This window comes from Pseudomonas sp. B111 (assembly GCF_026428275.1).
GTDB lineage: Bacteria > Pseudomonadota > Gammaproteobacteria > Pseudomonadales > Pseudomonadaceae > Pseudomonas > Pseudomonas aeruginosa.
The window spans coordinates 5,770,544-5,784,879 of sequence record NZ_CP097857.1 but is presented as its reverse complement, the minus strand read 5'-3'; the positions used below and the strand labels follow the sequence as shown (position 1 = coordinate 5,784,879).

Here is a 14,336-nt window from a genome sequence, read left to right as displayed (position 1 = left end):
TTTGCGGCAATCCCTCGCACGTTCGACTGGCCAGTGGCCTCTACCGAATGGCAGGCAGTCTATACGCTTGCGGGGAAAGCGTAAGCGCCGCACGACGAAGCGTCCGGCGCGCGGGAAATCAGGGCTGGACGGTAGCCGCCGGGTTGATCACGCGACCCAGGCCGAGGTTGCGCAACGCCAGGTGCAGCGAGCTGTGGATGACCTGCGGGTTGTCGAAGGTGAGCAACTGGCCGAGCAGGTCCCGGGCCTTGTCCAGGGTGATCTGGCGCAGCAGCCACTTCACCTTGGGCAGGTTGGTGGCGTTCATCGACAGGCTGTCGAAGCCCATCGCCATCAGCAGCACGGCAGCCGCGGGATCGCCGGCCATCTCGCCGCAGATGCTCACCGGCTTGCCTTCCAGGTGGGCATCGTCGACCACCTTCTTCAACGCATGCAGCACGGCCGGATGCAGGTAGTCGTAGAGGTCGGCGACCCGCGGATTGTTGCGGTCGACCGCCAGCAGGTACTGGGTCAGGTCGTTCGAACCGACCGAAAGGAAGTCGACCTGGCGGGCCAGCTCGCGGGTCTGGTACACGGCGGCGGGAATCTCGACCATCATGCCGATGGGCGGCATGGCGATGTCCACGCCCTCGTCGCGCACCTCGCCCCAGGCGCGGTGGATCAGGTGCAGGGCCTCTTCCAGCTCGTGGGTGCCGGAGATCATCGGCAGCAGGATGCGCAGGTTGTCCAGTCCTTCGCTGGCCTTGAGCATGGCGCGGGTCTGGACCAGGAAGATCTCCGGGTGGTCGAGGGTGACGCGGATGCCGCGCCAGCCGAGGAACGGGTTGTCTTCCTTGATCGGGAAGTAGGACAGCGCCTTGTCGCCGCCGATATCCAGGGTGCGCATGGTCACCGGCAGCGGGTGGAAGGCACTGAGCTGCTCGCGGTAGATCGCCAGCTGTTCCTTCTCGCTGGGGAAGCGGTCGTTGATCATGAACGGCACTTCGGTGCGGTACAGGCCCACGCCCTCGGCGCCACGCTCCTGGGCGCGGGCGACATCGGCGAGCAGGCCGGTGTTGACCCAGAGCGGCATGCGGTGGCCGTCGAGGGTCTCGCAGGGCAGCTCGCGCAGGGCCGCCAGGCCCTTGCTCAGCTCGCGCTCCTCGGCGACCACGTCGCTGTACTGGCGCACCAGCTCGGCGGAGGGGTTGGTGTAGACCTCGCCGTGGTAGCCATCGACGATCAGGTCGATGCCGTCGACCTTGGAGTACGGCAGGTCGACCGCCCCCATCACCGTGGGGATGCCCATGGCACGGGCGAGGATCGCCACGTGCGAGTTGCCCGAGCCGAGCACCGAGACCAGGCCGACCAGGCGCCCTTCCGGCACCTCGCCGAGCATCGCCGGCGACAGCTCCTCGCTGACGATGATGGTCTGTTCCGGGTAGGTCAGGTTCTGCTTGCGTTCTTCCTGGAGGTAGGCGAGCAGGCGGCGACCGATGTCCTTGACGTCGGAGGCGCGCTCGCGGAGATAGGCGTCGTCCATCAGCTCGAAGCGCTGCACGTGCTCCATCACCACCTGGCGCAGGGCGCCCTGGGCCCACTGGCCGGTACGGATGATGCGCTTGACCTCGTTGCCGATGGAGGCATCGTCGAGCATCATCAGGTAGACGTCGAACAGCGCGCGTTCTTCCTTGCGCAACTGGCTGGCGAGCTTGCTCGACAGCGCGCGCATGTCGGCGCGAACGCCCTCCAGGGCCTGCTTGAACAGGGCAATCTCGGCGTCGATGTCGTCGACCTGCTTGTCCGGCACCACTTCCAGGTCGGCCGGCGGCAACACCACCACCGCCTTGCCCACCCCGACCCCGGGGGCGCCGGGCACGCCGACGAACTTGGCTTCCTGGATGCCCTTGCCGAGCTTGCCCAGGCCGCGGATCGAACCGGTCGCCTCGGCATGCGCGATGACCCCGGCGAGCTGGGCGCTCATGGTGACGAGGAAGGCCTCCTCGCCTTCGTCGAACTGGCGGCGCTCCTTCTGCTGCACCACCAGCACCCCCATCACCCGCCGATGGTGGATGATCGGCGCGCCGAGGAACGACGCGTAGCGCTCCTCGCCGGTCTCGGCGAAATAGCGGTAGCGCGGGTGGGCGGCGGCGTTCTCCAGGTTGAGCGGCTCCTCGCGGGTGCCGACCAGGCCGACCAGGCCTTCGCTGGGGGCCATGCTGACCTTGCCGATGGAACGCTTGTTGAGGCCTTCGGTGGCCATCAGGACGAAACGCTGGGTCTCGGTGTCGAGCAGGTACACCGAGCAGACCTGGGTACCCATGGCTTCCTTGACCCGCTGCACGATGATGCCCAGCGCCGCCTTCAGATCCTTGGCGGAGTTCACTTCCTGGACGATCTTGCGCAGCGTGTTGAGCATGCTCGGGGCCTTGTCTCCGTGTTCAGTCCCGCGCCAGAAGGCGCGGGGCCAGTTCCTTCAGGGCGCGGCGGTAGACCTCGCGCTTGAAGGTCACCACCTGTCCCAGGGGGTACCAGTAACTCACCCAGCGCCAGCCGTCGAACTCGGGCTTGCTGGTGATATCCATGCGCACGCGCGCCTCGTCGGACATCAGCCGCAGCAGGAACCATTTCTGCTTCTGGCCGATGCACAGCGGCTGGCTGTGGGTCCGCACCAGGCGCTGCGGCAAACGGTAGCGCAGCCAGCCGCGGGTGCAGGCCAGGATGCGCACGTCCCCGGCCTCCAGCCCGACTTCTTCGTTCAATTCGCGATACAGCGCCTCTTCCGGCGTTTCGCGATCATTGATGCCTCCCTGCGGGAACTGCCAGGCTTCCTGATTGATACGCCGCGCCCACAGCACCTGCCCCGCCTCGTTGGCGAGAATGATGCCGACATTCGGGCGAAAACCATCGGAATCGATCACGCTGGGACATCCTCGAAATCGCATGTGCCCGCATTGTTCCATAAAGCTTGTGATAGCGGCAACGCGCGGCTTTGCGACTCGTGCGGGGAGGATACAGGGCCGGCAAAAGCCGGTAGGCTAGGGGTTTTCCCAAGGCCCGGTGGGAGCCTTCGCAAAAGGCTCTCGCGGCCCTCCCACCACCCGCCAACCGATGGAGTCACCCCGTGCGTCTGGCCCTTTTCGATCTCGACAACACCCTGCTCGCCGGCGACAGCGACCATAGCTGGGGCGAATGGCTGTGCCAGCGCGGCCTGGTCGACGCCGCCGAATACCAGGCGCGCAACGACGCCTTCTATGCCGACTACGTGGCCGGCAAGCTCGACGTCCTTGCCTACCAGGCCTTCACCCAGGCGATCCTCGGTCGCACCGAGATGGCCCAGCTGGAAACCTGGCACCGCCAATTCATGCAGGAAGTGATCGAGCCGATCGTGCTGGCCAAGGGCGAGGCGCTGCTCGCCGAGCACCGCGCCGCCGGCGACCGGCTGGTGATCATCACCGCCACCAACCGCTTCGTCACCGGCCCGATCGCCGAACGACTCGGGGTGGAGACCCTGATTGCCACCGAGTGCGAGATGCGCGACGGCCGCTACACCGGGCAGACCTTCGACGTGCCCTGCTTCCAGGGCGGCAAGGTGGTTCGCCTGCAACGCTGGCTCGACGAGAACGGCCTGAACCTGGAAGGCGCCAGCTTCTATAGCGACTCGCTGAACGACCTGCCGCTGCTGGAGAAGGTCAGCCGGCCGGTGGCCGTCGACCCCGATCCGCGCCTGCGCGCCGAGGCGGAAAAACGCGGCTGGCCGATCATTTCCCTGCGTTGACCCACTGACAAGTGCGCCGTCCGACGGGCGGCGCCACGGCGGACCCAGGATGCCCCACACCGCCCCCACTCCCGGCTCGCTGCGGCCGGTCGTGATCGTCGCCCTGGTCACCGCGCTATGCCTGGCCGGCGATTCGATGCTTTATATCGCCCTGCCGATCTACTGGCACGAGGTCGGCCTGGAGGCGCTCTGGCAGGTCGGCGTGCTGCTGTCGATCAACCGCCTGATCCGCCTGCCCTTCAATCCGCTGATCGGCCGCCTGTACAAGCACCTGGCACTGAAGACCGGCCTGCTCCTGGCGGTCGTCATCGGCGTGTTGAGCACCGCCGGCTACGGCCTGGCCAGCGGTTTCCTGGCCTGGGTGCTGCTGCGCGGACTGTGGGGGATCGGCTGGTCGTTCTTCCGCATCGGCGGGCTCTCGGCGGTGGTCTACTGCGCCGCCGACCACCAGCGCGGCCGCGCCATGGGCCTGTACAACGGCCTCTACCGCCTGGGCAGCCTGGTCGGCATGCTGCTCGGTGGGCTGCTGGTGCCGGTCCTCGGCCTGCCGGCGCTGGCGCTGTCCTTCGCGTTCCTGGCACTGCTCGGCCTGCCGCTGCTGGCGAAGGGTTTCGACCTGCCGGAGAGTCCCGCCGGACATGCGCGGACCTCCGCCGCAACGGCATCCACCAGCGTCGCCAGGCGCCCGCCGCCGCGCGGCCTGGTGATCCTCAGCGGCTTCGCCACCGCGCTCCTGATCCAGGGCGTACTCGCCGCCACCCTGAGCGCCCTGATCGCCCGCAGCTTCGGCACCGAGGTCAGCCTGCTCGGCCTGGCGCTCAGCGCCGCCGGCCTCTCCGGGATCATCCAGGCCCTGCGCTGGTCCTGGGAGCCCTGGCTGGCCGGGCGCTTCGGTGCCTGGTCGGATGGCCCGCGCGGGCGTCGGCGCTTCTACGTGGCGGCGCTACTGGTCGGCGCAATGGGCTTCGGCCTGCTTTCCAGCAGGCTGCCCATTCTCGCCTGGCTGGCCATCGCCCTGCTGGTGATGCTGGTCGCCACCGCCCTCACCACCCTGACCGACGCCCTCGCCGCCGACGTCGCCCGCGCCGGCGACGTGGTCGGCTTCATGACCCGCTACTCCATCGTCCAGGACCTCGGTGCCGCGCTGGGCCCGGCCCTGGCCTTCCTCCTGCTGGAGCGGCCCGGCGGCTTCGCCTGGTTGTACTGGGGCGGCTCCCTGGCGTTCCTGGTCCTGGCGTTGCTCTGGTTGCGCCGAGCGGACTCTCAGACCGGCTTGTTGACCATCAGGTAGAAGATGACCATGAAGGCGATGAAGGCCGGCCAGCCGAGGATGAACCAGGCGTTCATGTAGCGGTACGCCAGCGGTTCGATGGGCCGCGCCTCGCGCAAGGCCGCCTCGGCCATGTCGCGTACGCGGATCTGCAACCACACCACCGGTAGCCAGCAGAGCCCGGCGAACACGTAGAGGCCCAGGCTCCACAGCAACCAGCCCTGGGCCAGCGACCAGCCGGCGACATGCACCATGGCCAGGCCGCTGAGCGGCTGGAACACCGCGGTGGTGGCGATGAACAGCCAGTCGGCGGTGACCAGGTGGCGGAAGGTCACTGCGATCACCGGCAACTGCCCGCTGCGCCAGGCACGCAGGGCGTAGTAGGCCGACCCCAGGCCGGTGCCGAAAAGAATGGTCGAGGAAAGGATATGCAGGGTCTTCAGCAGCAGGTAAAGGTTCATCCACGGGCCTCCCTGGCTCTAGGTTCGTCGCCCAGCAGCCAGAGCGTGGCCACCATCAGCACGATGTTCTTGCCGACCGCCATGTAGGGGTCGTACCAGTAATGCGGCAGGATCAGGCTGATCGCCAGGCTGTAGCCAAGCATCAGCCAGAACTGCGCCAGCAGCGCGCGCCGACGCCAGCGGCGGAGCAGCAGGCCGACGCCGAGCGCGCCGTCGAGCAAGGCCCCGGCGATCACCGCCAGGCTCGCCGGCCAGCCGTGGATGCCGGCCTCGCCGAGGATCCGCAGGCCCCAGCCGTAACCCGGCCCCAGGCAGGCGACCAGGGTACCCAACCAGATCAGCACCAGGGCCGCCAGCATCAGCGGCCGCATCAGAGCCGCCAGGCTGCGTGCCGCCTGCGGCCAGCCGAGCAGGCGACTGGCCAGCGGCGCGCAACGATAGCCGCAGGCCGCATCGAGGAGTGCCGGGTCGGCCAGGTTGTCGTGGCGCACCAGCTTCAGCATCGATGGACTCAGTGTCCGCCAGCCAGCACGCCGGCCATGCCCGCCCAACGCATCGAGAAGCGCCGCGGGCGGCACCACATAGCGGCCGCGCGGCCAACCCTGGGCGCGGCGCAGCTCGTCCAGCAGCTCGCCCTGGGTCAGCGCCTGCGGGCCCACCAGCGGAATCACCTGCGCCCGCTCCGGCCAGCAGCGCAGCAAGGCCAGCACCGCGCCGACCAGGTCCTCGACATGCAGCGGTTGCAGGCGCGCGCGATTGTCCAGCAAGGGAATCAGCGGTAGCGGCGACAGGCGTTCCAGCCAGGCGCTGCTGGCGCCGCCCGGCCCCAGCAGCAGGGACGGGCGCAGCACCAGCGCCGGGATGCCCAGTTCCAGCAGGTGGCGGTCGGCCGCCGCCTTGCTGGCGAGGAAGGCCACGTCCGGGTGCGCACCGGCGCCCAGCGCGGAAATCTGCAGGACCTTCGCCCCATGGGCGGCGGCGAGATCGAAGAGTGTTCGCGCGCCGCTGTCCTGGACGCGAGCCATGCTCGCCTCGTCGAGGCTCATGGTGCCGGCGGCATTGATCAGCAGGTCGACCCCGGCGGGCCAGGCGAAGCTGTCCGGCCTTTCCGCAAGCCGCTCCAGGTCGAGCGCCAGCCAGCGTACGCCGGCAGGCGCATCGGCCGGCGGGCGGCGCGCGCTGAGGAGCAGTTCATGTCCGGCGGCGAGCAGCGCCGGGAGCAGGTGCCGCCCGACGAAACCTCCCGCGCCTACCAGCAGAATACGCATGCGTTCCTACAGAACCGGCGAAGGCCGGTGAAGTCCATTTCGTTGGCTTTTCAGAGCGGCTTGCTGACCATCAGTACCGCCACCGCGATGAAGCTGGCCGCACCGAGCAGGGCCATGACCAGGCCCACCTTGATCTCGCGCAGGGTCTGCTCGCCCAGCGCGGCCCCCGCCGTCTCGGCGGCGCCGGCCTGGTGCTGGACCCGCGCCAGGCGGCCGGCGAGGACCAGCCAGAAGATGCAGCCGAGCAGATAGAGGCAGGCGCCGAACAGCAGCCAGCTCTGGCCCAACGGCCAGCCGGCCAGGTGCACCAGCCACCAGCCGCTGACCGGCAGGGCCAGCAGGCTGAGCCCCAGCAGCGGCCAGCCGATCAGGCGGACCCGCTTGAAACCGCGCGCGACCCGCGCCGCGTCGCCCGTCCGCCAGCTGCGCCAGGCGTAGAACGCCAGGCCGAGCAGGCCGCCGAAGAGCAGCACGGTGGCGACTCCGTGGAGAATCTTGATCTGGAGAAAATGTTCCATCAGCGCATCCTTGTCCGTGTTCCCGGCCCGTTTGAGGGGCCGGGGGCGGGCTCAGTTCCCGAGGAAGGAGATCACCTGCCCGTGAAGCTTAGCAGCCCGCGTCGGCGAGCCGCCGCGGGTCAGCCGAGGAACAGCTGGTAGGCCGGGTTGGCGGTCTCGTCCCAGTACGGATAGCCGATCGCCTCCAGGGTCTGCGGGATCAGGTGGCGCTCGTCTTCCGGCACCTGCAACCCGGCCACCACCCGGCCGTCGGCCGCGCCATGGTTGCGGTAGTGGAACATCGAGATGTTCCAGCGCCCGCCGAGCTTGGTGAGGAAGTTGAACAGCGCGCCGGGCCGCTCGGGGAATTCGAAGCGGAACACCATCTCGTCGCTGACTTTCACCGCATGGCCGCCAACCATGTGGCGGATGTGCAGCTTGGCCAGTTCGTTGTCGGTCAGGTCGAGGACCGGGAAGCCCTTCTCGCGCAGATAGGCCACCAGCGCCTCGCGCGGGTCGTTCTCCGGGTGGGTCTGCACGCCGACGAAGATGTGCGCCTCGCTGCCGCTGTGGTAGCGATAGTTGAACTCGGTGATCTGGCGCTTGCCGACCGCCTCGCAGAAGGCCTTGAAGCTGCCCGGCCGCTCGGGAATGGTCACCGCGATGATCGCTTCGCGGCGCTCGCCCAGTTCGGCGCGTTCGGCGACATGCCGCAGGCGATCGAAGTTGACGTTGGCGCCGGAGTCGATCGCCACCAGGGTCTGCCCCTCGGCGCGCTCGCGCTCGACGTACTTCTTGATCCCGGCCACCGCCAGCGCGCCGGCCGGCTCGGTGATCGAGCGGGTGTCGTCGTAGATGTCCTTGATCGCCGCACAGATCTCGTCGGTGCTGACGGTGATCACTTCGTCGACGTGGTCCTTGCAGATGTCGAAGGTGTGCTGGCCGATCTGCGCCACCGCCACGCCGTCGGCGAACAGCCCGACCTGGCCCAGCACCACCCGCTCGCCGGCGGCCATGGCCGCCTGCAGGCAGTTCGACTCGTCCGGCTCGACGCCGATCACCTTGATCTCCGGACGCAGGTACTTGACGTAGGCGGCGATGCCGGCGACCAGTCCGCCACCGCCCACCGGGACGAAGATCGCATCGAGGCGGCCGGGCTGCTGGCGGAGGATCTCCATGGCCACGGTGCCCTGGCCGGCGATGGTGTCCGGATCGTCGTAGGGATGGACGAAGGTGTAGCCCTTCTCGTCGACCAGCTTCAGCGCGTGGGCCAGCGCCTCGGGGAAGGCGTCGCCGTGCAGCACCGCCTTGGCGCCGTGGGCGCGCACCGCCTGGACCTTGATCTCGGGGGTGGTCTTGGGCATCACGATGACCGCCCTGATCCCCTGCCGCTTGGCCGCCAGGGCCAGGCCCTGGGCGTGGTTGCCGGCCGAGGCGGCGATCACCCCGCGGGCCTTCTCCTCCTCGGTGAGCTGCGCGACCTTGTTGTAGGCGCCGCGGATCTTGAAGGAAAACACCGGCTGCAGGTCCTCGCGCTTGAGCAGGACCTGGTTGCCGAGGCGTTCGGACAACTGGCGGGCGGGTTGCAGGGGCGTTTCCACCGCGACGTCGTAGACGCGCGAGGTGAGGATCTTCTTGACGTATTGTTCGAGCATCGGAGGCGGTTCGGCGGACTTCACGGAAGCCCGGAGTCTACTCCAGGCCCGCCGGGCGGACTACCGGCGCGCCGCAGGAAAACACCGCGACTGCCGGTCATCCGGGGCAAGACCGGAGGACGCCAGGCCGCTATAATTCGTCCCTTCGTATCGCAGCGGCACAGGACGTGCCGGAAACCCGCCGGGCCGCCACGGCCGCGCGCACCCTCCGCCTGCGCCGCCGGGACGGCCGGCCAGGCAACCAGACAGGCACCCGGGATGAACCAGGATCAGCTCAAGCAGGCAGTGGCACAGGCCGCCGTCGACCACATTCTTCCGCACCTCGACAGCAAGAGCATCGTCGGCGTCGGCACAGGCTCCACCGCCAACTTCTTCATCGATGCCCTGGCCCGCCACAAGGCCGAGTTCGACGGCGCAGTGGCCAGTTCGGAGGCCACCGCCAAGCGCCTGAAGGAGCATGGCATCCCGGTCTACGAGCTGAACACGGTCAGCGAGCTGGAGTTCTACGTCGACGGCGCCGACGAAAGCAACGAGCGCCTGGAGCTGATCAAGGGCGGCGGTGCCGCGCTGACCCGCGAGAAGATCGTCGCCGCGGTGGCCAAGACCTTCATCTGCATCGCCGATGCCAGCAAGCTGGTACCCATCCTCGGCCAGTTCCCGCTGCCGGTGGAGGTCATCCCGATGGCTCGCAGCCACGTCGCCCGCCAACTGGTGAAGCTCGGCGGCGATCCGGTCTACCGCGAAGGCGTGCTGACCGACAACGGCAATATCATCCTCGACGTGCACAACCTGCGCATCGACAGCCCGGTGGAACTGGAAGAGAAGATCAACGCCATCGTCGGCGTGGTCACCAACGGCCTGTTCGCCGCCCGCCCGGCCGACCTGCTGCTGCTCGGCACCGCCGACGGCGTCAAGACCCTCAAGGCCTGAGCCCGCTCGCCCCAGGCCGATGACCGGTGCGGGGCGACACTGCAACAAAAGCGGCTACGCTGTGTCTCAGCAGACGGCTGGTCCGTTGCGATCCGCCGCACCCCGTGAACAAGGAGCTAGACATGGCAGCCAAATTCCATCTGAAGAAAGCGAAAGACGGCCAGTTCCACTTCAACCTGCATGCCGCCAACGGCGAGATCATTCTCACCAGCGAACTGTACAAGGCCAAGGACTCGGCGCTCGGCGGCATCGAGTCGGTGCGCAAGAACTCCCAGCGCGACGGTGCCTTCGAGGTCAAGCCGGCCAACAACGGCAAGTTCCACTTCGTGCTCAAGGCCACCAATGGCCAGGTCGTCGGCCAGAGCCAGCTCTATGCCAGCCAGGCCAACGCCGAAGCCGGCGTGCAGTCGGTGAAGCGCGCAGCGCCGGAAGCCGGCCTCAGCGACGAAAGCTGATCCAGCCCTGGCCGCCGTCGACGCCGGCGGCGGCTGCGGGCCTCAGGACAGCCATTCGATGGCGAACGGCTTGTGCCGGATGCGCAAGCGCCGCGCCTCCTGGCGCGCCTGCGGCGGCCGACGCTCCAGCGCCTCGACGCAGGCCTGCGGATCGTCCAGCGGCAATTCGCCGAGCACGTCCAGCGGCAACTCCCACCAGCGACTCGCCAGCAGTCGCTCGATCAGCTCCGGCGCGAAGCGATAGCGGAGTACCCGCGCCGGCGAACCCGCCACCACCGCGTAGGGCGGCACGTCGCGATTGACCAGCGTTTGCGCGCCGATCACCGCGCCGGTGCCGATCTCCACCCCATCGAGGATCAGCGCGTCGCGCCCGATCCATACATCGTGGCCGATCCGCGCCGGGGCCGCTTCGCGCTCGGGCTGCAACGGCTTGCGCAACAGCTTCGGATTGGCGGTGAAGGCGTGGGTGCTCAGCCAGTGCATTGGATGCGAGCGGCGCGGCTGGCCGATCACCACCCCGGTGGCGATCGAGCAGAAGCGGCCGATGCTGGCCACCTCCAAGAACTCGCAGCCGCTGACCACGTCGGTATAGGCACCGACCTCCAGTGCTGGCGAGTGGATCTTCGCCTTGCCCAGCTTCACGTTCGGCTCCAGCGTCACCTGCGTGCCGTCGCGCAGCGTCTCGACCCCGCTGGCCATGCGGCAACCGTGACGTGCCAGGGCCTTCTTCAGGCGACGGTTGAGCAGGGCTTCGCGGAAAATGTTCATGCGACGGGTATCCAGGAGATCGGCAGGGCGAGCACTGTAAATCGACCGCTCGCGGTTACCAAGCCCCGAAACGGGAAGTCACGCCCCAGTAGCGGCCATCGCCGGTAACACTACGTCCTGCACGAAGCTTCCTGCCCATCGCCAGGAGCGACGCTTCTTACAACCTGGCGACACCGCAGGTCGCCCAGGCGTCAATTCGTGCTCCAAGGACATGAAACGGTCCGCATCCTGCTTTTCGCGGCGCGAGCATCATTCGATGCACCATCGTACCGACACAGAGGAAAGTGCCGTGTTCAAACCATTAGCTGTCGCTGTAGGCCTGGGATGTGCTGCGCTGTCGTTGGGTGCCAACGCCTATCAATACGGGGAATACGCCGGGGAGACCCTGGAGCGCCTGATCACCGACTACCCGGGCCGCTATCGCGGCACCGCCAGCTTCGCCGGTGCCAGCGAACTGATGCAGTCGCGCCTGGGCTTCGGCTACCAGACCAGTCGCCAGGACTTCACCTGGGCCGGCAACCGCAGTTCGCAGAACGTCATCGCCTCGGCGCCCGGCAGCAGCGGGAAGTTCCTTGTACTCGGCGCGCACTACGACACCTACTACGGTCGCCCGACCCTGCAGGGCCTGGACGATAACGCCTCGGGCGCGGCGGTGCTCACCGAGATCGCCCGCAACCTCGGCGGCATCGCCCTGGAGAACGGCCTCGAGGTGGTCGGTTTCGGCGCCGAGGAGGAAGGCCTGCGCGGTTCGCGTGCCTACGTCGAGTCCCTCGACGCCAGCCAGCGCGCCAACCTGCTGGGAATGATCAACCTCGACAGCCTGGTCACCGGCGACAAGATGTACGCCCATGCCGGCTCCAACAGCGTGTCCAACCCGGCCCTCGGCGCCTACCGCGAACAGATCCTGCGCATCGCCCGCGAGCTGGACATCCCGCTGTTCACCAACCCCGGCCTGAACGCCGAATACCCGGCGGGTACCGGCTGCTGCAGCGACGGCGAAAGCTTCAACGGGATGGACATCCCGGTGTTGTTCATCGAGGCGACCAACTGGGAACTGGGTGACCTGGACGGCTACGAGCAGACCGACAACCCGGCGATTCCCGGCGGCTCAACCTGGCACGACCCGGCCGAGGACAACAAGGAAGTACTGACCAACGCCCTCGGCCAGGAGCGCATCGAGCAACGCATGCGCGACTTTTCCCGCCTGCTGACGCGCCTGGTGCTGGAGCTGACCAACGCCGACCTGCTGGCCTCCACCGCCTCCGGCGGCGCCCTGGCGCGGCAGATGGAAGACCAGTTGCAGCGCCAGCACCAGGCACTGACCCGCCTGCACGACCGCCGCTGGCTGACCCTGCTCGGCAGCAACCGGCCGGTAGGCAGCTTCGACGGCGAGGTGGGCGCGGAGGGCGAGGTCTCGCCGGACAGCGGTTTCGACATGCCTGGCGATCCGGAGTCCAGGCGCGCCGGCGTGCATCTGCTCGGCGACTACCGCTACAGCGAGGCCCTGACCCTCGGCGGCAGCCTGGCCTTCCAGCGCAGCCGCGACAAGCTGGACCATGGCGGGCGCATCGAGGGCGACACCTGGCAGCTCGGCCTGTTCGGCCTGTACAACGACGGCGGTCCGGAATGGCTGGCCGGCGAGCTGAACCTCGGGCATACCCGCTACGACAGCAAGCGTTCGGTCTACCTCCAGGCCGCCGGCGGGCCGGTGCTGCTCGACCAGCGTCTGTCGGGCGACACCTCGGCCTGGTCCTGGGGCGCCCGGCTGGAAGGCGGCTATGACTTCAGCTTCGGCGAACTGCGGAGCGGGCCGCTGGCCGGTCTCGACTACATGCGCTACCGCATCGACGACTTCCGCGAGGACGAGGCCCTGCGTACCGCACTCGGCTACGAGAAGCAGGACTACGACTCGCTGGAGGCGAGCCTCGGCTGGCGCCTGCGCGGCGAGCTGGCGCTGGGTGCGAGAATGCGCCTGCAACCCTACGCCAGCCTGCGCTGGGTCCGCGAGCTGGCGGACGGACGCCTGGAGGACATGGACCTGACCAGCCGCGGCGACGGGCGTGTCCGGGTCGCCGACATGGGCGGCGTGGACAAGGATTTCGGCCGCGCCCAGCTTGGCGCGCAACTGGCGATCACCGAGCAGCTCGGGGTCTTCGCCGAAGCCAACAGCCGCTTCGCCCACAGCGAAGGCAACCAGGCGGGCTATTCGCTCGGGGTGAACTGGCAGTTCTGAGCGGGCCAGGGGACGCTCCTGCCGTCCCCGCAGCCGCGTCAGGGCTGCGCCGGCTCGTCCTTGCTGAACACGTAGAACAGGTTCGGCTCGCTGACCAGGTAGAGCACGCCACGGTCGTCCATCGCCACGCCCTCGGCCTGCGGCACGCTGCGCTTCAGGCCGTGCATGCCGCGCAGCAGCGACAGGGTGCTGACCGGCTCGCCGTCGGTGTCCAGCTCGACTACCAGACGCGACTCGTCGGACAACGCCAGCAGGTGCCCGGTGCCCTCGTCGAACTGCAGGCTGGACAGGTCGCGGACGAACAGGCGCTTGTCGCGCCCGGGGTCGTCCACCACGTGCACGGCGAACGGTTTGTCCGCCTGGGTGTGGGGGAAACCGTGGATCTCGTAGATGCGCACCGGGTCGCGCTCCTTGGCGACGAACAGGCGCTTGCCCTCGGCGTCGTAGGCCAGCCCCTCGAAACCCTTGTTGCCGTTGAGGCCGATACCCAGCGAAAGCTGCTGGGCATCGGCAGCGTCGATGAAGCGCGTATCGTCCTCCAGGCGCACCTTGACCAGGCGTTGCTGGCGCTCGTCGGTGATCACGTAGACACCGCGGCTGATGTACTCGATGGCCTCGGCGTCGCCGAAGCCGGTCAGCGGGATGGTCCGCAGTACCTTGCCCTGCAAGGACAGCTCGATGATCTGCGCCGGCTGGTTGGTCACGGTGAACAGGGTGCGCCGGTCGGGATCGAAGGTCAGCGCGGAAACGTCGTCGTTCAACCCCTCGATGGGCTGCGCCTCGATCCGCACGCGGTAGTCCGGCAGCCATATCGAGCGCTCTTTCCAGGCATCGGCGTGACGCCACTCCTGGACAGCGAACCAGGCCCGGTCGAAGACGCGGAAGCTCTGGCCGAGAAGGACCAGCGCGGTCAGCGCGACCAGCAGGACGGCCAGCAGCAGACGGCGAGGCGTAAAAGCTCGGGACATTGAAAACGGCTCGGGAGTTTGGGCGTGGATAGTCATAGCATAGAGCCTGTACGCTGTATGGAAACGGGCTGCGC

Annotated in this window: 13 protein-coding genes; 5 read left to right on the top strand and 8 right to left on the bottom strand. The window is 68.2% G+C overall.

The genetic code is table 11. The features are described from left to right. Window positions 1–118: 118 nt before the first annotated feature. Complete coding sequence (gene ptsP / locus M6E97_RS26775) at window positions 119–2,398, bottom strand: phosphoenolpyruvate--protein phosphotransferase (protein WP_003084404.1); 2,280 nt, start codon at window positions 2,396–2,398, stop codon at window positions 119–121. Window positions 2,399–2,420: 22 nt separating this feature from the next. Then, window positions 2,421–2,900 carry an RNA pyrophosphohydrolase gene (locus M6E97_RS26770; RefSeq protein WP_003084400.1) on the bottom strand — a complete coding sequence of 160 codons (480 nt, stop codon included), beginning with the start codon at window positions 2,898–2,900 and terminating at the stop codon, window positions 2,421–2,423. 203 nt (window positions 2,901–3,103) lie between these two features. Between M6E97_RS26770 and M6E97_RS26765 the strand changes: the two genes are divergently transcribed. Continuing rightward, window positions 3,104–3,757 carry an HAD family hydrolase gene (locus tag M6E97_RS26765; RefSeq protein ID WP_003084397.1) on the top strand — a complete coding sequence of 218 codons (654 nt, stop codon included), beginning with the start codon at window positions 3,104–3,106 and terminating at the stop codon, window positions 3,755–3,757. Window positions 3,758–3,806: 49 nt separating this feature from the next. Beyond that, on the top strand, window positions 3,807–5,048 hold the full coding sequence (locus tag M6E97_RS26760; RefSeq protein WP_023092297.1) for an MFS transporter: 1,242 nt from the start codon (window positions 3,807–3,809) through the stop codon (window positions 5,046–5,048). Here M6E97_RS26760 and M6E97_RS26755 read toward each other — a convergent pair. The 4 genes from M6E97_RS26755 to ilvA all read right to left on the bottom strand — a co-directional run bounded on the left by M6E97_RS26755 (window position 5,021) and on the right by ilvA (window position 8,932). Continuing rightward, complete coding sequence (locus tag M6E97_RS26755; protein ID WP_003084393.1) at window positions 5,021–5,488, bottom strand: DUF2269 family protein; 468 nt, start codon at window positions 5,486–5,488, stop codon at window positions 5,021–5,023. The genes M6E97_RS26760 and M6E97_RS26755 overlap by 28 nt on opposite strands. Then, on the bottom strand, window positions 5,485–6,756 hold the full coding sequence (locus tag M6E97_RS26750; protein WP_033939724.1) for an SDR family oxidoreductase: 1,272 nt from the start codon (window positions 6,754–6,756) through the stop codon (window positions 5,485–5,487). The genes M6E97_RS26755 and M6E97_RS26750 overlap by 4 nt, the downstream gene beginning before the upstream one ends. Window positions 6,757–6,806: 50 nt before the next feature. Next, the gene (locus M6E97_RS26745) at window positions 6,807–7,274 is read right to left on the bottom strand and encodes a DUF2269 domain-containing protein (RefSeq protein WP_003112958.1); all 468 of its coding nucleotides are present in this window, start codon (window positions 7,272–7,274) and stop codon (window positions 6,807–6,809) included. A 119-nt stretch (window positions 7,275–7,393) separates the two neighbouring features. Beyond that, window positions 7,394–8,932 (bottom strand): threonine ammonia-lyase, biosynthetic, encoded by a 1,539-nt coding sequence (ilvA, locus tag M6E97_RS26740; RefSeq protein WP_017001827.1) that lies wholly within the window; start codon window positions 8,930–8,932, stop codon window positions 7,394–7,396. Window positions 8,933–9,166: 234 nt separating this feature from the next. On the opposite strand from ilvA, the gene rpiA reads away from it, so the two are divergent. Both rpiA and M6E97_RS26730 read left to right on the top strand, forming a co-directional pair. Further along, window positions 9,167–9,838 carry a ribose-5-phosphate isomerase RpiA gene (gene rpiA, locus M6E97_RS26735; protein ID WP_003084386.1) on the top strand — a complete coding sequence of 224 codons (672 nt, stop codon included), beginning with the start codon at window positions 9,167–9,169 and terminating at the stop codon, window positions 9,836–9,838. Between the two features lie 122 nt (window positions 9,839–9,960). Further along, window positions 9,961–10,293, top strand: coding sequence for a YegP family protein (locus M6E97_RS26730; RefSeq protein WP_003110581.1), 333 nt, complete (start codon window positions 9,961–9,963; stop codon window positions 10,291–10,293). A 42-nt stretch (window positions 10,294–10,335) separates the two neighbouring features. Here M6E97_RS26730 and M6E97_RS31150 read toward each other — a convergent pair whose 3' ends face one another. After that, window positions 10,336–11,061: a CatB-related O-acetyltransferase gene (locus M6E97_RS31150; RefSeq protein ID WP_034005639.1), complete on the bottom strand. Its 726-nt coding sequence runs from the start codon at window positions 11,059–11,061 to the stop codon at window positions 10,336–10,338. 289 nt (window positions 11,062–11,350) lie between these two features. Between M6E97_RS31150 and M6E97_RS26720 the strand changes: the two genes are divergently transcribed. Next, on the top strand, window positions 11,351–13,294 hold the full coding sequence (locus M6E97_RS26720; protein ID WP_004364986.1) for an autotransporter outer membrane beta-barrel domain-containing protein: 1,944 nt from the start codon (window positions 11,351–11,353) through the stop codon (window positions 13,292–13,294). A 38-nt stretch (window positions 13,295–13,332) separates the two neighbouring features. Here the strand turns inward: M6E97_RS26720 and M6E97_RS26715 are convergent, their stop codons facing one another. Then, window positions 13,333–14,298 (bottom strand): SdiA-regulated domain-containing protein, encoded by a 966-nt coding sequence (locus tag M6E97_RS26715; protein ID WP_004364984.1) that lies wholly within the window; start codon window positions 14,296–14,298, stop codon window positions 13,333–13,335. Between the last annotated feature and the right edge of the window lie 38 nt (window positions 14,299–14,336).